Annotated in this window: 20 protein-coding genes; 6 read left to right on the top strand and 14 right to left on the bottom strand. The window is 69.9% G+C overall.

Features of this window, described 5'->3' with window-relative positions; all coding sequences use genetic code 11:
• Positions 1-278 precede the first annotated feature (278 nt).
• Positions 279-950, top strand: a complete 672-nt coding sequence (locus tag OHT51_RS10455) for a potassium channel family protein (protein WP_328422468.1) — start codon at positions 279-281, stop codon at positions 948-950.
• Positions 950-1,627: a potassium channel family protein gene (locus OHT51_RS10460; protein ID WP_062670424.1), complete on the top strand. Its 678-nt coding sequence runs from the start codon at positions 950-952 to the stop codon at positions 1,625-1,627. Before OHT51_RS10455 ends, OHT51_RS10460 begins: the two co-directional genes overlap by 1 nt.
• A 183-nt stretch (positions 1,628-1,810) precedes the next feature.
• Here OHT51_RS10460 and OHT51_RS10465 read toward each other — a convergent pair whose 3' ends face one another.
• From OHT51_RS10465 to OHT51_RS10500, 8 genes are all read right to left on the bottom strand, one after another.
• Entirely contained in the window at positions 1,811-2,551 is a 741-nt protein-coding gene (locus tag OHT51_RS10465) for a DUF3159 domain-containing protein (protein WP_328878644.1), read from the bottom strand.
• 3 nt (positions 2,552-2,554) lie between these two features.
• Positions 2,555-2,953: an OB-fold nucleic acid binding domain-containing protein gene (locus OHT51_RS10470; protein WP_328878645.1), complete on the bottom strand. Its 399-nt coding sequence runs from the start codon at positions 2,951-2,953 to the stop codon at positions 2,555-2,557.
• A gap of 85 nt (positions 2,954-3,038) precedes the next feature.
• The gene (locus tag OHT51_RS10475) at positions 3,039-3,758 is read right to left on the bottom strand and encodes a response regulator (RefSeq protein ID WP_328878646.1); all 720 of its coding nucleotides are present in this window, start codon (positions 3,756-3,758) and stop codon (positions 3,039-3,041) included.
• Positions 3,752-6,328 carry a sensor histidine kinase gene (locus OHT51_RS10480; protein ID WP_328878647.1) on the bottom strand — a complete coding sequence of 859 codons (2,577 nt, stop codon included), beginning with the start codon at positions 6,326-6,328 and terminating at the stop codon, positions 3,752-3,754. Before OHT51_RS10480 ends, OHT51_RS10475 begins: the two co-directional genes overlap by 7 nt.
• A 139-nt stretch (positions 6,329-6,467) precedes the next feature.
• Positions 6,468-7,634, bottom strand: a complete 1,167-nt coding sequence (locus OHT51_RS10485) for an alginate lyase family protein (RefSeq protein WP_328878648.1) — start codon at positions 7,632-7,634, stop codon at positions 6,468-6,470.
• 158 nt (positions 7,635-7,792) lie between these two features.
• Positions 7,793-8,551 (bottom strand): DUF3710 domain-containing protein, encoded by a 759-nt coding sequence (locus OHT51_RS10490; protein ID WP_328422478.1) that lies wholly within the window; start codon positions 8,549-8,551, stop codon positions 7,793-7,795.
• 1 nt (position 8,552) lies between these two features.
• Positions 8,553-9,104 carry a dUTP diphosphatase gene (dut, locus tag OHT51_RS10495; RefSeq protein ID WP_328422480.1) on the bottom strand — a complete coding sequence of 184 codons (552 nt, stop codon included), beginning with the start codon at positions 9,102-9,104 and terminating at the stop codon, positions 8,553-8,555.
• Entirely contained in the window at positions 9,101-9,685 is a 585-nt protein-coding gene (locus tag OHT51_RS10500) for a PaaI family thioesterase (RefSeq protein WP_328878649.1), read from the bottom strand. Before OHT51_RS10500 ends, dut begins: the two co-directional genes overlap by 4 nt.
• Positions 9,686-9,743: 58 nt before the next feature.
• Between OHT51_RS10500 and OHT51_RS10505 the strand changes: the two genes are divergently transcribed.
• Positions 9,744-10,205 carry a DUF3093 domain-containing protein gene (locus OHT51_RS10505; RefSeq protein ID WP_328878650.1) on the top strand — a complete coding sequence of 154 codons (462 nt, stop codon included), beginning with the start codon at positions 9,744-9,746 and terminating at the stop codon, positions 10,203-10,205.
• 110 nt (positions 10,206-10,315) lie between these two features.
• Here OHT51_RS10505 and OHT51_RS10510 read toward each other — a convergent pair whose 3' ends face one another.
• From OHT51_RS10510 to OHT51_RS10525, 4 genes are all read right to left on the bottom strand, one after another.
• Complete coding sequence (locus tag OHT51_RS10510) at positions 10,316-11,239, bottom strand: hypothetical protein (protein ID WP_328878651.1); 924 nt, start codon at positions 11,237-11,239, stop codon at positions 10,316-10,318.
• A 13-nt stretch (positions 11,240-11,252) separates the two neighbouring features.
• Complete coding sequence (locus tag OHT51_RS10515; protein WP_005481602.1) at positions 11,253-11,549, bottom strand: DUF4193 domain-containing protein; 297 nt, start codon at positions 11,547-11,549, stop codon at positions 11,253-11,255.
• Between the two features lie 405 nt (positions 11,550-11,954).
• Positions 11,955-13,208, bottom strand: coding sequence for a sensor histidine kinase (locus tag OHT51_RS10520; RefSeq protein ID WP_328878652.1), 1,254 nt, complete (start codon positions 13,206-13,208; stop codon positions 11,955-11,957).
• Positions 13,209-13,214: 6 nt separating this feature from the next.
• The gene (locus OHT51_RS10525; protein WP_007385219.1) at positions 13,215-13,868 is read right to left on the bottom strand and encodes a response regulator transcription factor; all 654 of its coding nucleotides are present in this window, start codon (positions 13,866-13,868) and stop codon (positions 13,215-13,217) included.
• A 418-nt stretch (positions 13,869-14,286) separates the two neighbouring features.
• Between OHT51_RS10525 and OHT51_RS10530 the strand changes: the two genes are divergently transcribed.
• The gene (locus OHT51_RS10530; RefSeq protein ID WP_328878653.1) at positions 14,287-14,460 is read left to right on the top strand and encodes a hypothetical protein; all 174 of its coding nucleotides are present in this window, start codon (positions 14,287-14,289) and stop codon (positions 14,458-14,460) included.
• Between the two features lie 73 nt (positions 14,461-14,533).
• On the opposite strand, the gene OHT51_RS10535 is transcribed toward OHT51_RS10530, so the two are convergent.
• Positions 14,534-15,349, bottom strand: a complete 816-nt coding sequence (locus tag OHT51_RS10535; protein ID WP_328878654.1) for an inositol monophosphatase family protein — start codon at positions 15,347-15,349, stop codon at positions 14,534-14,536.
• An 8-nt stretch (positions 15,350-15,357) separates the two neighbouring features.
• Positions 15,358-16,485, bottom strand: a complete 1,128-nt coding sequence (locus OHT51_RS10540) for a ferrochelatase (RefSeq protein ID WP_328878655.1) — start codon at positions 16,483-16,485, stop codon at positions 15,358-15,360.
• Positions 16,486-16,708: 223 nt separating this feature from the next.
• Here OHT51_RS10540 and OHT51_RS10545 point away from each other — a divergent pair, with 223 nt between their 5' ends.
• Together OHT51_RS10545 and OHT51_RS10550 are read left to right on the top strand one after the other, a co-directional pair.
• The gene (locus OHT51_RS10545; RefSeq protein ID WP_328878656.1) at positions 16,709-17,947 is read left to right on the top strand and encodes an MFS transporter; all 1,239 of its coding nucleotides are present in this window, start codon (positions 16,709-16,711) and stop codon (positions 17,945-17,947) included.
• On the top strand, positions 17,907-19,226 hold the full coding sequence (locus tag OHT51_RS10550) for a D-arabinono-1,4-lactone oxidase (protein WP_328878657.1): 1,320 nt from the start codon (positions 17,907-17,909) through the stop codon (positions 19,224-19,226). The genes OHT51_RS10545 and OHT51_RS10550 overlap by 41 nt, the downstream gene beginning before the upstream one ends.
• Positions 19,227-19,331: the final 105 nt, after the last annotated feature.

Below are 19,331 nucleotides of genomic sequence, written 5' to 3' on the forward strand. Positions count from 1 at the left end.
CTCTGGCCAGCCTACGCAGCTTCAACCGCCGCTGAGCGGGCGGGCGCGAAGGGGGCGGGACGCCCCGGTCGGCCTGTCGGACCCGGAGGTTACGGTGGACGAAGGCACACGCGAGCCCACGATCCGTACCGCGGGGGATCATCGACGGGATTCCCCGGCATGATGTTGCCCAGCGGTCCCCGACCGGCCCGCGCCTGTTGCCCGGCGAACCGAGAGAAGGATATGAGCACCACGTTCACGCAAGTCAGACGCCTCACGAGGAGTGCGGGGTAAGCGCCGTGCACATCGTCATCATGGGTTGCGGAAGGGTGGGCTCCGCTCTTGCCCAGACCCTGGAGCAACAAGGGCATACGGTCGCCGTGATCGACCAGGACCCCACCGCGTTCCGTCGGCTGGGCCCCGGGTTCGGAGGCCGCCGGGTGACCGGCGTCGGCTTCGACCAGGACACCCTGCGCGAGGCGGGCATCGAGGAGGCGGGCGCCTTCGCCGCCGTCTCCAGCGGTGACAACTCCAACATCATCTCCGCGCGCGTGGCCCGCGAGATGTTCGGCGTGGAGAACGTCGCTGCCCGGATCTACGACCCCCGTCGCGCCGAGGTCTACCAGCGCCTCGGCATCCCCACCGTGGCCACCGTCCGCTGGACGGCCGACCAGATGCTGCGCCGCCTGCTGCCCTCGGGCGCCGAGCCGCTGTGGCGTGACCCCACCGGCGGCGTGCAGCTCGCCGAGGTGCACGCGTCCACGGACTGGGTGGGCCACAAGATCAGCAGGCTGCAGGAGGAGACGGGCGTCCGCGTCGCGTTCCTGACCCGGCTCGGTGAGGCGATCCTGCCCACCTCGCAGACGGTGCTGCAGGAGGGCGACCTGGTGCACGTCATGATGCGCACCGACGAGGTCGACAAGGTCGAGGCGGCGTTCGCCAAGGGTCCCGAAGAGGAGGGCGGTCACTGATGAGGGTCGCCATTGCCGGTGCCGGTGCGGTGGGCCGCTCGATCGCGGGCGAACTGCTGGAGAACGGCCACGAGGTCCTTCTGATCGACAAGGCGCCGACCGCCATCTCGGTCGAACGCGTCCCGCAGGCGGAGTGGCTGCTGGCCGACGCCTGCGAGATCACGTCGCTGGACGAGGCAGCCCTCCAGCGCTGCAACGTGGTGATCGCCGCGACGGGCGACGACAAGGTCAACCTGGTCGTCTCCCTGCTGGCGAAGACGGAGTACGGCGTACCGCGCGTCGTGGCCCGTGTGAACAACCCCAAGAACGAGTGGCTGTTCAACGAGGCCTGGGGCGTCGACGTGGCCGTCTCCACCCCCCGTCTGATGTCGGCCCTGGTCGAGGAAGCGGTCTCGGTCGGCGACCTGGTCCGCCTCCTGCGCTTCAGCCACGGCGACGCCAACCTCGTCGAACTGACCCTCCCTGAGGAGTCGGCCCTCGCCGGCACCCAGGTAGGCGACGTGGAATGGCCCCAGGACACCTCCCTGGTGACCATCATCCGAGGCACCCGGGTCCTCACCCCGTCCCGCGAGGACTCCCTGGAAGCCGGCGACGAACTCCTCTTCGTGGCCGCCCAGGCCAGGGAGGAGCAGCTGGAGGACCTGCTGTCGGTGCGGCGCGAGGACGCGGCGGGCTAGCCCTGCGGGCATACGACGGCGGAGGGCGCCCTGGGGATCACAGGGCGCCCTTCGCTTTGGGGGGCCGGCCGGCACAATCAAGCCCGTCCGGCGTTTGAGGACGAGGCCGTTCAGGCCGACAGCGGGGGCCTGGGGGCGGCAGCCCCCGGACAGGGGCGCACCAACGGCACCAACAGCGGGTACCTACTCGGCCGAGCCGGCGGCAGCCTTACGCTCCTGCTCGGCCTTCTCCGCCGCCTCCATCTCCGCGAACACGTCGATCGGCGCGGGCGCCTTCGCCAGGAAGACCCACGTCAGCCACACGGCCAGCAGGAACGGTGGAATCTTCAGGGCGATCAGGACCCAGCCGAACTGCGTGGTGTCCGCCCACCAGTACAGCGGGAAGAGGATCGCGCACTTGGCGAGCAGGATCAGGCCCCAGGCCCAACTTGCCTTCGCGTACGCCTTCTTGCGCCCGGGATTGCGGGTGCGCCAGGAGAGGTTCTCCTTGAACACCGGCCCGAGGATCAGCCCGATCAACGGCACGCCGCACAGGGTCGTGATGATGTACGCGAGCGCCAGTCCCAGCGTGTAGAGCATGCCGGGCAGGTAGAAGTCCTTGGCGTTGCCGGTCATCATCGCGAACACGACACCGAAGGCGACGCCGAAGACGCCGCTGAACGCGTGCTTGATGGTGTCCCGCATCACCAGGCGCACCACCACCAGCACCAGGGACACCGCAAGCGCGGCGATGGCCGAGAGGTGCAGATCCTTGTTGATCGTGTAGATGGTGACGAAGAGCAGACCGGGCAGCACCGTCTCGATCATGCCGCGCATGCCGCCGAAGGCCTCGAACAGCGCAGCCTCGGTCACCGCCCGGGCATTCTGCTCGGCGTCTGCGGTGGTGTCGGTGGTGTCTTCAGTCGGCTTGTCGAGCGACGTCACCGGCTACTCCCGTCCGAGGGGTCTCAGTTCATATTTCGGGTTGAACAGCACCCGGCGGCCCCGGCTCATGGAGACCCGGCCCGATGCGATCAGCCGGCGCCCCGGCTCTATCCCGACTATGGAGCGCCTGCCGAGCCACACCACGTCCAGGGCGGCGGAGCCGTCGAACAGCTCGGCCTCCAGGGCGGGGACTCCCGCACGCGGCCGCAGGGTGACCGTGCGCAACGTACCAGTAACCGTCACTATCTGTCGGTCACGGCAGTCACCGATCTTGGTACAGCCGGTCGTCTCGGCGTCCTCACGCAGCTCCTCGGACTCCAGGTCCTCCTGCGACGAGGAGAGCCGGTCGAGCATGCGCCGGAACCGGCCCACCGACTTTTCCGAACGAGGAACAGCACTCATGTCTTGAAGCCTACCGGGGTGCACCGACACTCTCGTACCCCCGGTGCCGACGCCCGAACCAGCCGCTGCCGGCCCGCCCCACCGCTCACTTCTCGAACCGGTAGCCCATCCCGGGCTCCGTGATGAAGTGCTTGGGGTGCGACGGATCACCCTCCAGCTTCCTGCGCAGCTGGGCCATGTACACCCGCAGGTAGTTCGTCTCCGTGCCGTACGACGGCCCCCACACCTCCTGGAGCAGCTGTTTCTGGCTGACGAGCCGCCCGGTGTTGCGGACGAGAACCTCCAGCAGATGCCACTCGGTGGGGGTGAGGCGTACGTCCTTTCCGCCCCGGTTGACCTTCTTCGCGGCCAGGTCGACGGTGAACGCCTCGGTCTCCACCGTGGTCACGTCGTCCTCGCCGGGCCCGACCGGCTCGGCGCGGCGGACGGCGGCGCGGAGCCGGGCGAGCAGTTCGTCCATGCCGAAGGGCTTGGTGACGTAGTCGTCGGCGCCCGCGTCCAGCGCCTCGACCTTCTCGTCGGACGAGTGCCGGGCGGACAGCACCAGGATCGGTACCCGGGTCCAGCCGCGCAGCCCGCGGATCACCTCGACGCCGTCCATGTCGGGCAGACCGAGGTCGAGGACGACCACGTCGGGGTGGCGGGTGGCCGCGAGTTCGAGGGCGGTGGCCCCGTCGTGGGCCGCGTCGACCTCGTACTTGCGGGCCTTGAGGTTGATCACGAGGGCACGCACGATCTGCGGCTCGTCGTCGATCACCAGTACCCTCGTGGGGGCCTGGGGGGTCCCCCCGGTCGGGCTCAGCATGTGGCCTGCCTTTCGGGTTCCACGGGGCGCTCCACTGGCACGCCCCCCTCTTCGTGAAGCGCCGCGTGCGATCCTGCCGCCCGCAGCGTGAGCACCATGGTGAGGCCGCCGCCCGGCGTGTCCTCGGCGTTGAGCGTGCCGCTCATCGCCTCGGCGAAGCCGCGCGCGACCGCGAGCCCGAGCCCGACTCCGGCCCCGCGCGGGGCGTCGCCGTAACGCTGGAAGGGCGCGAAGATGCGTTCCTTCGCCTCGTCGGGCACGCCGGGACCGCGGTCGACCACGCGGACCTCGACCCGTTCGGCGATGGCGCTGGCGGCGACGAGGACCCGGCCGCCGTCCGGGCTGTACTTGACGGCGTTCTCGACCAGGTTGGCCACCGACCGCTCCAGCAGCCCGGGGTCCACGGCGACCATGGGCAGCGTCTCCGGAATGTCCAGCTCCACGCTGTCCTCCGGCACCCCGCCGAGCGCCATCGGCACCACTTCGTCGAGGTCGATCTCGCGGATGAGCGGCGTCACCGTCCCGGTCTGCAGCCGGGACATGTCCAGGAGGTTCCCCACGAGGTGGTCGAGCCGGTCGGCGCCCTCCTCGATGCCCTCCAGCAGCTCGGCCTCGTCCTCCTCGGACCACGCCACGTCGTCGGACCGCAGCGAGGAGACCGCCGCCTTGATGCCCGCGAGCGGTGTACGCAGGTCGTGGCTGACGGCGGCGAGCAGTGCCGTACGGATCCGGTTGCCCTCGGCCAGTTCCTTGGCCTGGTCGGCCTCCTCCTGGAGCCTGCGACGGTCCAGGACGACCGCGGCCTGCGCGGCGAAGGCGGCGAGCACACGGCGGTCCTCGGCGGGCAGCACACGGCCGGTCAGCGCGAGGGCCATGTGGTCGCCGACCGGCACGTCCACGTCCGCGTCCTCGGGCCGCTGCAGTGCCCGTTCCAGGCCCACCCGGCCCGCGCACGTCCACGGGTCGACGTCGCTCGCGCGCTCCAGCAGGGCCGCGGACTCCATGCCGAAGGTCTCGCGGACCCGCTCCAGCAGCTCCTCCAGGCCGGTCTCGCCGCGCAGCACGTTGCCCGCGAGGAAGGAGAGGATCTCCGACTCGGCGCGCAGACGTGCCGCCTGGTGCGTACGGCGGGCGGCGAGGTCGACCACGGAGGCGACGGACACCGCCACGAAGACGAAGATCACGAGCGCGAGCAGGTTCTTCGGGTTGGCGATGGTCAGTGTGTGGGCGGGCGGTGTGAAGAACCAGTTCAGCAGCAGTGAGCCGACCGCCGCCGACGCGAGTGCCGGGAGGAGCCCGCCGAGCAGGGCGGCGCCCACTGTCAGGGTCAGGAACAGCAGCATGTCGTTGGCGAGACCGAGGTCGGCGTCGACATGGGTCAGCAGCAGCGTGAGCAGCACCGGGCCGACGACGCCGGTGAACCAGCCCCAGATGATCCGCGCCCGGCCGAGGCGCGCCCCACGGGCCACGGGCAGACCACGCCCCTTGGCGACCTCCTCGTGCGTCACGATGTGCACGTCGAGGTCGGGGCCCGACTCCCGGGCCACCGTCACGCCCACCCCAGGTCCGAACACGTACTGCCAGCTCTTGCGGCGCGAGGAGCCGAGGACGATCTGGGTGGCGTTGACGCCGCGCGCGAAGGCCAGCAGGGCCGCCGGGATGTCGTCCCCGACGACGTGGTGGAAGGTGCCGCCGAGGTCCTCGACCAGGGTGCGCTGGACGGCCAGCTCCTTGGGCGAGGCGGAGGTCAGGCCGTCACTGCGGGCGATGTAGACGGCGAGCACCTCGCCGCCGGCGCCCTTCTCCGCGAGCCGGGCCGCCCGGCGGATCAGCGTCCGCCCTTCCGGGCCGCCGGTCAGGCCCACGACGATCCGTTCCCGCGATCCCCAGATCTTCGACACCCGGTGATCACTGCGGTACTGCTTCAGGTACTCGTCGACGCGGTCGGCCACCCAGAGCAGCGCCAGTTCGCGCAGTGCGGTCAGGTTCCCCGGCCGGAAGTAGTTGGACAGGGCCGCGTCGACCTTGTCCGGCTGGTAGATGTTGCCGTGCGCCATCCGTCGCCGAAGTGCCTGTGGCGACATGTCGACCAGCTCGATCTGGTCGGCCCGGCGCACCACCTCGTCCGGCACGGTCTCCTGCTGCCGTACGCCGGTGATCGACTCGACGACGTCACCGAGGGACTCCAGGTGCTGGATGTTGACGGTCGATATCACGTCGATGCCGGCGGCGAGCAGCTCCTCCACGTCCTGCCAGCGCTTGGCGTTGCGCGAGCCCGGAATGTTGGTGTGGGCCAGCTCGTCGACGAGCGCCACCTGCGGATGCCGGGCCAGGACGGCGTCGACGTCCATCTCGGTGAAGGCGCTCCCCCGGTACGTCAGGTCCTTGCGCCGTATCTGCTCCAGGCCGTGCAGCATCACCTCAGTGCGCGGCCGGCCGTGGTGTTCCACGAACGCGACCACGCAGTCGGTGCCCCGCTCCACCCGCCGGTGCGCCTCGGCCAGCATGGCGTACGTCTTGCCGACGCCCGGTGCCGCACCGAGATAGATCCGAAGCTTGCCGCGTCCCATGTTCCTCATTGTGTTCCGGCCACTGCTGCCTACGCAGCGTCGACCTTACGGCCAATATTCGCGACAAATGGGGCCGGGTGCGGCGGCGGGAGCGTCTTTGACGCAACTCTGACGCTCCCGCCAGGTACGTCGTGGGGACTCAGCTGGGGTTGTCGGCGTGCGTGAGGGTCTCCCAGGCCACGAAGAGGTTGTTGCTGCCGGACGGGCGGTTGCGCGTGTTCAGCGTCTCGGTGTTGGTCATGGCATGGCCGAGACGGTTGGCCAGGGCGTTGTGCCCGACCTCGGTGACCGGGCCGAGCCCGAGCTTCAGCGAGCCCCGGCACAGCCAGCTGGGCACGCCTTCACCGAGCTCGTACTTGGCCTGGAACCCGAGCGCGTGCCGCAGCCGCTCGCCGACGTCGGTGCCGTACAGGTCCTGCCCCTGGATGCGGCTGGTCTCCGCGACATGTGAGATCGCGGAGATGCCGTAGCCGGTGTGCGTGAAGTCGCGGCAGGTCTCCTGGGTGAGGCCGGGGACGAAGGTGGACTGCCCCTGCCAGTAGTTGACGATCTTCTCGCGCGTGTTGAGGTTCTGGCTCGGCACGGTCTTCGGCAGATCGCCGTCCGAGGACAGGTACACATACGCGGCGGTACGGGTGCGGAACTTCCCCATGGCCTTGTCGTACGACACCTTGTCCTCCAGGAAGACGGAGATGCCGACGGCGGCCTCCATCATCGACAGCTCCCAGTTGCCGTTGGAGTTCGAGCCGTTGATGATCTCGGGCAGGTACACAGTGCGGAGCATGGTGGCGAACCGGCCGGAGTTCGCCCAGTTCCCGGTGTACGTGTGCTTGATGATCTCGGCGGCCTTGGGCCAGGACGAGCCGGCCCAGCCCGTTTGCAGGGGCGCGTTGCTGTTGGTGTGGTCCCTGATGGTGGCCGACCAGGCGTCCATCAGCTCGATGGCCTTCTTGGCGTGCCGCTCGTCGCGGGTGATGTACCAGGCGAGGGCCTGGGTGTAGGCGGCTATCGCGTCCTCGCGCTCGTCGGTGCAGCCGTAGTTGGGGTTCGAGTACGAACCGCACTCGACGACCGCGCGGGGCTTGGGAGTGCGGTTCAGATCGGCGTACTTGCTCGCCATCATCCGGTCGAAGGCGCCCTTCCAGGGCTGGGCGCCGGCGTTGACCTTGGAGCGGGTGAAGTCCAACTGCCCCTTGGAGACGGTGACTCCGGGGTGCACGAAGGTGGTGGGAGCGGCGTCGGCGGGCCAGGCGAGAACACCGGCGACGAGGGCGGCCGCGGCCGTGAGGAGTGCGGTTCTGCGCATGCGCGGGGGGCCTTCCGTTCTCGTATGTGAACGTGAAGCGCCTTTATGAACGGCGCGTTGGGCCGAGACGGTAGGTACAGACCAATGCACCGTCAAGAGTTCACGCACGAGAAAGGGCCGCACCCCTGAGGGGTACGGCCCTGATGTCTCTACGAGTCTCAGCGAACCTCGGTGATCTCCGGTCCGCGCTGGAGCTGGCCCATGCCGCCGGAGAAGCGCGAACCGGCCTCCTCCTGCTGCACGCCCTCGGGGACCATCTGGGCGTCGGTCGGCAGCTGCAGGACGATCGGGTCACGGGGGGCCATCGGGCCTTCGCCGCGCACCACGACCGTGTCCCGGAAGATCTGCTCGAGCAGACCGGCGGCCTGTGGCTGCACGGCGCCCTGACCCGAGATCACACCGCGCAGGAACCAGCGGGGTCCGTCCACACCGACGAACCGCACGACCTGGAAACCGCCCGTGCCGTCCGGCAGCTGAACCGGTACCTGGGCCCGCAGCTCCCAGCCGAGCGGTCCCTCGACCTCGTCGATGATGCCACCCTGCTGAGTGATGCCCGAGCCGATCTCCTCGCGCACCTCGCCCCAGATGCCCTCGCGCTTGGGTGCGGCGAAGGCCTGCAACTGAATGGCGCTGTCGCGCAGCACGACGGTGGCCGCGACGATCGCGTCACCCGCGACCTCCACGCGCAGTTCCATGCCGTCGACGCCCGGCACCAACAGGCCGCCCAGGTCCACCCGGCCCTCGCCGGGCTCACGGACCTCGGAGCTGTCCCACGGCCCGTCGGGCCGCGGTTCCGGCTCCAGCCGTACGCGCTCGCGCGTACCGTCGTCGTCCGCCTCAGTGTCGATGTCGACGACCTGCTCGGGCTCGCCCGCCGCGTCCTCGGCGGCACCCTTCTTGTTGCGACGTCCGAACACGTCACTGTCCTTCCCGGTCGGATACGACCGAAGCGTATCGATTCCCACCCGTAGCGCCGCCATCGGCGGCCTGACCGCTTGTATCGCTTGTTTCGCCCACCGCGGCATGCCCGCCGGTGGACCCGAAGCCCCCCTCGGCCCGTGCCGAATCGGGAAGCTCCGCGACCTCCTGGAAGCGAACCCTCTCGACCTGCTGGACAACCAGTTGGGCAATCCGGTCGAAGCGCTCGAACCGCACGGGCTCGTGCGGGTCGAGATTCACCACGATCACCTTGATCTCCCCACGGTACCCGGCATCAACCGTCCCCGGGGCATTCACGAGGGCGACACCGCAGCGGGCGGCGAGACCGGAACGCGGGTGCACGAAGGCCGCGTACCCCTCCGGGAGGGCGACAGACACCCCGGTGGGCAGTACGGCCCGTTCCCCCGGCTTGAGTTCACGGCTCTCGGTGGTGCGCAGATCGGCTCCCGCGTCACCGGGAAGCGCGTACGTCGGAAGCGGTACGTCCGGGTCGACCCGGCGGATCAGCACGTTCAGGGGTTCACGGCTCACGGGTTCACCTCGAAGGCACGGGCACGCCGGACCTGGTCCGGGTCGCTCATGGCGGCCCGGATCTCCTCGGGGCGGCCGTTGTCGATGAAGTGGTCGACCTTCACCTCGATGAAGAGGGCGTCGGCGCGGACGGCGACGGGTCCTTCGGGGCCACCGATCCGACCGGTGGCGGTGGAGTAGATCTTGCGGCCCGCCACCGCCGTCACCTCGGCCTCCAGGTGCAGGACCGTGCCCACCGGAACCGGCCGTACGAAGTCGGTCTCCAGCCGTCCGGTCACGGCGATCGTCCGCAGCAGCCAGTTCAGCGAACCGAGGGTCTCGTCGAGGGCGGTCGCGAGGACACCGCCGTGCGCCAGTCCGGGCGCCCCCTGATGGGCGGGCTGCACGGTGAACTCGGCCGTGATGCTGACGCCGTCACCCGCCCGTGCCTCCAGGTGCAGCCCGTGGGGCTGCTCGCCGCCGCAGCCGAAACACTCGCCGTAGTGCGCGCCAAGCAGCTCACCGGGCGCGGGAGCCTCGGCATGCCGCACCGGTTTCACGGCGTCGGCCGGAGGCTTAAGAGACGGGGAAATGCCACTCACAGCCGCAGACCTTACCCGCGCGTCGGCTGTATCCGGACACCGTGCCAAGCTTGGCTCCATGCAGCTCTCCGCCGCCCCGTACGAAGAACGACTCACCGCGCCCCGCTCCTGGTGGCTGGTCTCGTGTCTGGTCGGGCTCTCCCTGGCCCTGATCCTGCTGCCGTTCGGCACGCTGCCCATGCTCGTCGGCCTGGCCGGCGGCACCGCCGCGGCGGCCGTCATGGCCAGTTCGTACGGCTCGGTCCGCATCCGCGTGGTGGGCGACGCGCTGATCGCCGGTGAGGCGAAGGTTCCGGTGCGGGCGCTGGGCGAGGCACACGTGCTGGGCCCCGAGGAGGCCCGTGCCTGGCGCACCCACAAGGCCGACACCCGGGCCTTCCTGCTGCTGCGCGCCTACATCCCCTCGGCCCTTCGCGTCGAGGTCACCGACCCCGAGGACCCGACGCCGTACCTCTACCTGTCGACCCGTGAGCCGGAGCGGCTGGCGGAGGCGATCAAGGCTGCGAAGGTCTCGGCCTAGCACACCAGAACGGGCCGTCACCGGCCCTGGTCAAGGCCTGCTCTCGCCGTCGTAAAGGTTTGGCCGCGGCATTCCGAACGCCCTCTCGCGGGCGTCCCGCCTGCCGGTTCTCAGCCGTCTCCGAGTTCCTTGCCCCGGGCTTCACGCATGATGTCGCCCATCTCGAGCGGGTGCGCGGGGCGTTCCAGGGCCGGCAGTTCCGGCAGTTCGTCCCACGGGACCTGGACCTTGCGAAGGTCGGCCCGAATGCGGGCCGCGAGTTTCTTGGTGTCCCGGCGGTTCATGACCGCGCCGACGGCGGCGCCCACCATGAAGGGCATCAGGTTCGGCAGGTTGCGCACCATGCGCTTCATGATCTGCTGACGCAGCTCGCGCTTCATCTGCCCGCCGAGAGCGGCGTTGATCGTCGCAGGCTTCATCGGGTCGATGCCGCGCTCCTCGGACCACGAGGACAGATACGCGGTGCTGCGGTCCTTGAGATTGCCGGGCGGGCGTACGCCGTACACCTCGTGCAGCTCGGCGATCATCTTCAGCTCGATCGCGGCCACGCCGGTGACCTCGGCGGCCAGTTCCGTCGGCATCGCGGGCGGCACCGGCAGCATCGCCGCCGCGCCCACTCCCGCGCCGACCGTGGAGGTCGCGTTCGCGGCGCCCGCCACGAGTTTGTCCGCGAGTTGCTCGGGCCCGAGGCCCGGGAAGTGCCGACGCAGGGTCGCGAGGTCCCGTACGGGGATCCGCGGGGCGTTCTCGATGATCCGGTCGGCGAGGTACGCCAGGCCCGCCCTGGCGCGGCTGCCGCCCTTACGGACCCCTTCCCTGGCCCTTTCCCGGAACGCCGCGACCCGCCGCTTCGCGACGGGCGCGGGAACCTCCACCGATGCCGGGAGGTCAGGCCCGGACATCGGTTCGAGCGAGGCTCCCTTGTCGGATGAGCCCCGCTCGCCTTCACGCGCGCCGTACGAGCCGTCGGACGGCTCCTGGTCCGCTCCCCGCGCGGGGAAGCGGCGCTTCCAAGGAGGGGTCGAGCCAGTCATGCCCGACCCGACCTCAGTCGCAGTCGCGGCAGATCGGCTGGCCGTTCTTCTCCCGGGCCAGCTGGCTGCGGTGGTGCACCAGGAAGCAGCTCATGCAGGTGAACTCGTCCTGCTGCTTGGGCAGCACCCGGACGGCCAGCTCCTCATTCGAGAGGTCCGCGCCGGGCAGCTCCAGGCCTTCGGCAGCCTCGAACTCGTCGACGTCCACTGCGGACGTCGACTTGTCGTTCCGCCTGGCCTTCAGCTCTTCAAGGCTGTCCGAGTCGACGTCGTCGTCGGTCTTGCGTGGGGTGTCGTAATCCGTTGCCATGTCGCTCTCCCCCTCTGGGTGTCTGCGGTGTCTCCAGCGCACGTAACGCGTGAGAGGCCGGACTTGTGCCCGACCCGAGGCGGAGATTTTGCCTCACATCAAGGTCTGTTACTCAATCGACACCCAACCGGACTCCCCAAGAGTGATCGGCTTGGATGGCGAACGGGACCGTACATGGTCCCAATGCCGCAGTTCAAAGGCGTCTCACCGTGTACTTCCCGTGATCAAGACCCCTGAAAACCCGGATTTTCCCGGCTTTTCGGCAAGGCACATGATCACGGAGAGTAGATGGCCGGAAAACCGCCCTTGTGATCGATCACACACGGAACAGCCGACCGGGTGCCCAGAAAATTCCGCGCAAAGCGAACATCCCCGAATACCCGCCGGGTGTCGGCGCACATGCTCTCAGACCGGAAGGGTCACTCGCATCACGAGACCTCCGCCCTCGCGCGGCTGCGCGTAGATGTGGCCGCCGTGCGCCCGCGCCACGGACCGCACGATGGACAGTCCCAGGCCCACACCCTTGTCGCTGCCCGTGCGCTCCGTACGCAGCCGCCGGAACGGCTCGAAGAGGTTGTCGATCTCGTACGCCGGCACCACGGGCCCGGTGTTGGAGACGACCAGGACCGCCTGCCCGTGCTGGACCTCGGTGGTGACCTCGACCCAGCCGCCCTCCGGGATGTTGTACCGGACGGCGTTCTGCACCAGGTTCAGGGCGATCCGCTCCAGCAGCACGCCGTTGCCCTGGACGACGGCGGGCTTCTGCTCGCCGCGGATCTCCACACCCTTGGCCTGCGCCTCCGCGTGCACCTGGTCGACGGCCTGCCCGGCCACCTCCGCGAGGTCCACCGGTTTGCGCTCGACGATCTGGTTGTCGCTGCGGGCGAGCAGCAGCAGGCCCTCGACGAGCTGCTCGCTGCGCTCGTTGGTGGCCAGCAGCGTCTTGCCGAGCTGCTGGAGCTCGACCGGCGCGCCCGGGTCCGACAGGTGCACCTCGAGGAGCGTGCGGTTGATCGCGAGCGGGGTGCGCAGTTCGTGCGAGGCGTTGCCCACGAACCGCTGCTGGGCGGTGAAGGCGCGCTGCAATCGCTCCAGCATCTCGTCGAAGGTGTCGGCCAGCTCCTTCAGCTCGTCGTCCGGGCCGTCCAGCTCGATGCGACGGGACAGGTCCGAGCCCGCCACCGCGCGCGCGGTCCGGGTGATCCGGCCCAGCGGCGACAGGACACGGCCGGCCATGGCGTAGCCGAAGGCGAAGGCGATGATCGCGAGGCCGAGGAGGGCCAGCAGGGAGCGGCTGAGGAGGTTGTCCAGAGCGATGTGACGCTTTTGGTCGATGCACTCGCTGATCGCGGAGTTGAACTCGTTGAGCGTCAGGCCCGTGGCGTTGTTGACCGCCGGGCAGTCGGCGCTGGCGACCTTGATCTCGTTACTCGCGCCCAGGATCTTGAACGGCGGCTGGTTGCCCGTGCTGATGGCCTGCGCGGCCAGCAGATAGATGATCGACAGCAGCAGGATGCCGGCGATCAGGAACATGCCGCCGTACAGCAGCGTGAGGCGTATGCGGATGGTCGGGCGCAGCCACGGGAAGGCGGCCTCCGCCCTGCGGGGGGCCCAGGTGGGTTTCGGCGGCGCCTGCGGAGGCGCGGGTGTCGTGGCCATGGGGTATCAGATCCGGTAGCCGGAACCGGGCACGGTGACGATCACCGGCGGCTCTCCCAGCTTGCGGCGCAGCGTCATGACGGTCACCCGGACCACGTTGGTGAACGGGTCGGTGTTCTCGTCCCAGGCCTTCTCCAGCAGCTGCTCGGCCGAGACGACCGCGCCCTCGCTGCGCATCAGCACCTCCAGGACGGCGAACTCCTTCGGCGCCAGCTGCACCTCCTTGCCGTCGCGGAAGACCTCGCGGCGGTTGGGGTCGAGCTTGATGCCGGCGCGCTCCAGGACGGGCGGCAGCGGCACGCTCGTACGGCGGCCGAGGGCACGCACGCGTGCCGTCAGCTCGCTGAACGCGAAAGGCTTCGGCAGATAGTCGTCGGCGCCGATCTCCAGCCCCTCGACACGGTCGCTGACGTCGCCCGACGCCGTGAGCATCAGCACGCGTGTGGGCATGCCGAGTTCGACGATCTTGCGGCAGACGTCGTCGCCGTGCACGAGAGGGAGGTCGCGGTCGAGGACGACCACGTCGTAGTCGTTGACGCCGATGCGCTCCAGGGCGGCCGCACCGTCGTACACGACGTCGACGGCCATGGCCTCCCGGCGCAGTCCGGTGGCCACCGCATCGGCGAGCAGTTGCTCGTCCTCGACGACGAGTACGCGCACGTCGCTTGTCCTTCCTGTGTCCACCCGCGTAGCGCGTGTCATCGCGCGCGGGCAGGGGTCTTCGTCGGGTGTCTTGACCTCCATCCTGCCCTTTTCGGCCATAAGTCGGCGGTAAGACGGGTGAGTGGGCCATGAAGGACAGGTGTGAAGCCCGGGGATGCGAGATTTTCTCTTCCGGTTGAGGTTTCCGCGGAAGAAAGCGGGGGGAGGACGGCTTTACACCCCGCGATCACGCTCTGCTTGTGCCGCACCACCATGCGGTACGAGGCGATCCGCTTCCCGCAGAGTGGATGTGGGTGTCCGGCACCGTCGCCGCCCGGCTGGGCAGCGCTGGGCATCCACCGGAGACGTGATCGTCCCTTCCGATCGGCACACCCCCGTGCCACCGACCCACCGACCCAGGACGAGGGGGCGCAGCATGGACGCATTCACCGCAGGACTTCTGCAGCGCATAAGGGCGACCGAGTCCGACCTTACGCGGGCTCTCGACGAGGGCGACGACTTCCTCGTCGAGGTGGAGCAGGGCGAGCTCGACGACCTGCGCCGCCTCGCCGCCGAGCATGGCGTGGAAGTCGGCGCGACGAGCGTCTGACCGGTTCATGAGCACCACAGGGCCCCCGGCGAATCCAGCGCCGGGGGCCCTGCTCTTTGCTGGTGCCGTGCCGTCAGTCGTGCCAGGCGCCCAAGTCCTCCAGGAGTTGCTGGAGGGGCTCGAAGACCCCCGGTGTCGCTGCGACCGCCAGATCACGTGAGGGGCGCTCTCCCGGGCGCCCACCCGTCAGCGCGCCCGCCTCACGGGCGATCAGGTCCCCGGCCGCGAGGTCCCAGGCGTTGAGGCCCCGCTCGTAGTAGCCGTCGAGTCGGCCGGCGGCGAGGTCGCACAGGTCGATCGCGGCCGAGCCGCCGCGGCGGATGTCGCGCAGGAGGGGGATCAGCCGCTGGGCGACGTCGGCCTGGTGGCTGCGCACCTCGGTGACGTAGTTGAAGCCCGTCGAGACCAGGGACTGGGCGAGAGGGGCCGTGGCGCGGCAGGTGAGCCTGCGCTCACCTGCCCAGGCGCCCGTGGCCCACGCGCCGCCGCCGCGGACCGCGTGGTACATCTCGCCCCGCATCGGGGCCGCCACGACGCCGGCGACCGTCTCTCCGTCCTGCTCGGCGGCGATGGAGACGGACCAAGTCGGCAGTCCGTAGAGGTAGTTGACGGTGCCGTCCAGGGGGTCGATCACCCAGCGGACGCCGCTCGTGCCCTCGGTGGAGGCGCCCTCCTCGCCGAGGAAGCCGTCGTCCGGGCGCTGCTCGGAGATCAGGCCCGTGATCAGCTTCTCGGCCGCGATGTCCATCTCGGTGACCACGTCGATCGGGCTCGACTTGGTCGCCGCGACGGCGAGGTCGGCCGGGCGGCCGTCGCGCAGCAGCTCTCCCGCGCGGCGGGCGGCCTCCTGAGCGAGGGTGAGCAGTTCCGTGTGCAGGGCGTCGGTCACGGGGCTCCTCATGCGTAGGGGCTGTCGGCGCCCGCCGCGGCGGGCCTGGGTGCGCGGGACGGGCAGCAGCCCACCGGGCAGAGGTTGTGGCTCGCGCCGAGGGCACCGAGAGCGCAGGGCGTGACGTCCTCCGCGCGCTCCACGGCGGCGCGCTCCAGGACCAGGTCCCGGATCGCGGCGGCGAACCGCGGATCGTCGCCGACGGTGGCCGAGCGGCGCATCGGCAGGCCCAGCTCCTCGGCCTTGGCCTTGGCCTCCGTGTCGAGGTCGTAGAGGACCTCCATGTGGTCGGAGACGAAGCCGATGGGGGCGATCACGACGGCCGGGACACCGGCGGCGTGCCGCTCCTCGAGGTGGTCGCAGATGTCGGGCTCCAGCCACGGGATGTGCGGGGCGCCGGAGCGGGACTGGTAGACGAGCCGCCAGGGGTGGTCGACGCCGGTGCGCTCGCGTACGGCGTCGACGATCAGCTGCGCGACGTCCAGGTGCTGCTCGACGTACGCCCCGCCCTCGCCGTGGTCCTCGACGGGGCCGGAGCTGTCGGCGGCCGCGGTCGGGATCGAGTGGGTGGAGAACGCGATGTGGGCGCCGTCCCGGACGTCCTCGGGGAGGTCGGCGAGGGAGTCGAGCACGCCGTCGATCATCGGCTCCAGGAAGCCGGGGTGGTTGAAGTAGTGCCGCAGCTTGTCGATCTTCGGCAGCTCCAGGCCCTCGGCCTCAAGGGCCGCGAGCGAGTCCGCGAGGTTCTCGCGGTACTGCCGGCAGCCGGAGTAGGACGCGTAGGCGCTGGTGGCGAGGACGAGGATGCGGCGGCGGCCGTCGGCGACCATCTCGCGCAGTGTGTCCGTCAGGTACGGCGCCCAGTTGCGGTTGCCCCAGTGGATCGGCAGATCCAGACCGTGCTCGGCGAAGTCCTTGCGCAGGGCGTCCAGCAGAGCGCGGTTCTGGTCGTTGATGGGGCTGACGCCGCCGAACTGGAAGTAGTGCTCGCCGACTTCCTTCAGGCGTTCGGTGGGGATGCCCCGCCCGCGGGTGACGTTCTCCAGGAACGGGATCACGTCGTCCGGGCCCTCGGGGCCGCCGAACGAGAGCAGGAGCAAGGCGTCGTAGGGGGTGGCATCGCGCGCGTCTGGCATGGATCGATCCTGTCATCCGGTACTGACAGCCTGGAAACGGCGGGGTGACCACCCGGGTTCCCCGTGCGCCCGGACGGGTGCGTTAGGGTCACCTAACTCGTAAGCTGTATCGGCCATCCACATGCCTTACGGGGCGCCTTCGAGCCCTGCCGTGCGCCCGCACGCCTGCCCGCACCACCCCGAGCCACTGCAGCCCCGCTGCTCCTGCCTGACGGAGACCCCCGTGCCGAGCCCCTACCGCGCCCTGTTCGCCGCCCCCGGCTCCAAGGGCTTCTCCGCCGCGGGGTTCCTCGGCCGGATGCCGCTGTCGATGATGGGCATCGGGGTCGTGACCATGGTGTCCCAGCTGACCGGGCGGTACGGCCTCGCCGGCGCGCTGTCGGCCACCATCGCGCTCGCCGCCGCGGTGGCGGGTCCGCAGGTCTCGCGACTGGTCGACCGGTACGGGCAGCGGCGCGTGCTGCGTCCCGCGACGCTGATCGCGCTCGTAGCGGCCGCCCTGCTGCTGTTCGCCGCGCACTACGAGTGGCCGGACTGGGTGCTGTTCGTGGCGTGCGTCGGCATCGGCTGCGTGCCGAGCATCGGGGCGATGACCCGTGCCCGCTGGGCCGCCATATACCGCGGGACGCCTCAGTTGCACACCGCGTACTCCTTCGAGTCCGTGATCGACGAGGTCTGCTTCATCTTCGGGCCGATCATCTCCATCGGCCTGTCCACGGCATGGTTCCCGGAGGCCGGGCCGCTGCTCGCGGGCTGCTTCCTGGCGGTCGGCGTCTTCTGGCTGACCGCACAGCGGGCCACCGAGCCCGCACCGCACCCGCGCGAGCACAACGACGACGGCTCGGCTCTGCGCTCGCTCGGGCTGCAGGTTCTGGTGGCCACCTTCGTGGCGACCGGAGCGATCTTCGGGTCCGTCGACGTGGTCACCGTGGCCTTCGCCGAGGAGCAGGGCCACAAGGGCGCCGCGAGCATCGTGCTCGCCCTGTACGCGGCCGGCTCCTGCGCCGCGGGCGCCGTGTTCGGGCTGCTGCGCTTCAAGGGGGCGCCCGAACGTCGTTGGCTGCTGGGCATATGCGCGATGGCCGTGAGTATGATCCCCCTCCTACTGGTCGGAAACTTGCCGTTTCTGGCCGTGGCGCTGTTCGTCTCGGGCATGGCCGTCGCTCCCACGATGATCACGACCATGTCCCTGATCGAAGAGCACGTACCACGCGCGCAACTGACCGAGGGCATGACCTGGGTGAGCACCGGGCTCGCGGTCGGGGTCGCGCTCGGCTCCTCCGCGGCCGGCTGGGTGATCGACGCCGCCGGTGCGGGTGCCGGGTACGGGGTTCCGGCGGTGTCCGGGGCCGTCGCGGTCGTGGTCGGTTTTCTGGGGTACCGCCGGCTCAGCAAGCCGGCTCCGCGTCGGGGAGGCACCGTTGAGCAGCACAGCGAGCGGCAGGAACGGCACGTGGCGTAACTGGGGCGGCACGGTCGCCGCCCGCCCCGCGCGGGAGGTCACTCCCGCCTCCGTCGAGGAGTTGGCGGAGGCGATACGCCGGGCCGGCGAGGACGGCCTGAAGGTGAAGGCGGTCGGCAGCGGGCACTCCTTCACGTCGATCGCCGCCACCGACGGCGTGCTGATCCGCCCTCAGCTGCTCACCGGCATCCGCGACATCGACCGGGAGGCCATGACGGTCACGGTCGAGGCCGGCACCCCGCTCAAGAGGCTCAACACGGCCCTCGCGCGCGAGGGGCTCTCGCTCACCAACATGGGCGACATCATGGAGCAGACCGTCTCCGGCGCCACCAGCACCGGCACCCATGGCACGGGCCGCGAGTCGGGCTCGATCGCCGCCCAGATCAAGGCCCTGGAACTGGTCACGGCCGACGGTTCGGTGCTCACCTGCTCCGAGAAGGAGAACCCCGAGGTCTTCGCGGCCGCCCGGACAGGCCTCGGCGCGCTGGGCGTCGTCACCGCGATCACCTTCGCCGTGGAGCCCGTCTTCCTGCTCGCCGCGCGCGAGGAGCCGATGCCGCTCGACAGGGTCCTGTCGGACTTCGACGAACTGTGGGCCGAGAACGAACACTTCGAGTTCTACTGGTTCCCCCACACCGGCAGCACCAACACCAAGCGCAACAACCGCAGTGCGGGCCCCGAGAAGCCGGTACCCCAGCTCCGGGGCCTGTTCGAGGACGAGTTCCTCTCCAACGGCGTGTTCCAGGTGGCCCAGTGGATCGGCCGCGCGGCGCCCGCCACCATTCCGACGATCGCCCGGGTCTCCAGCAAGGCGTTGTCCGCGCGGACCTACACCGACATCCCGTACAAGGTCTTCACATCGCCGCGCCGGGTGCGCTTCGTGGAGATGGAGTACGCCGTCCCGCGCGAGGCAGTCGTCGAGACGTTGCTCGAACTGAAGGCCATGGTCGAGCGCTCCGGCCTCAGGGTCAGCTTCCCGGTCGAGGTGCGCACCGCGCCGGCCGACGACATCACGCTGTCCACCGCCTCGGGCCGTGACAGTGCGTACATCGCCGTCCACATGGTCAAGGGCGCGCCGTACCGGCGGTACTTCACCGCCGCCGAGCACATCTTCACGGCGCACGAGGGACGTCCGCACTGGGGCAAGGTGCATACGCGGGACGCGGAGTACTTCGCTCAGGTATACCCGCGCTTCGGCGAGTTCACGGCCCTGCGGGACCGGCTGGACCCCGACCGCCGATTCCAGAACGACTACTTGCGGCGGGTGTTGGGGGCATAGCGCCCGACCGGCTCGACCCGTTCGGGCAACGGACTTCGCTGCTGGGCGGCCTACGGCTGAAAGCAATAGTTCCGTTTCCGATGTTTGCGTGAAGTACGCCACGTT

The sequence above is a fragment of the Streptomyces sp. NBC_00299 genome, assembly GCF_036173045.1.
GTDB lineage: Bacteria > Actinomycetota > Actinomycetes > Streptomycetales > Streptomycetaceae > Streptomyces > Streptomyces machairae.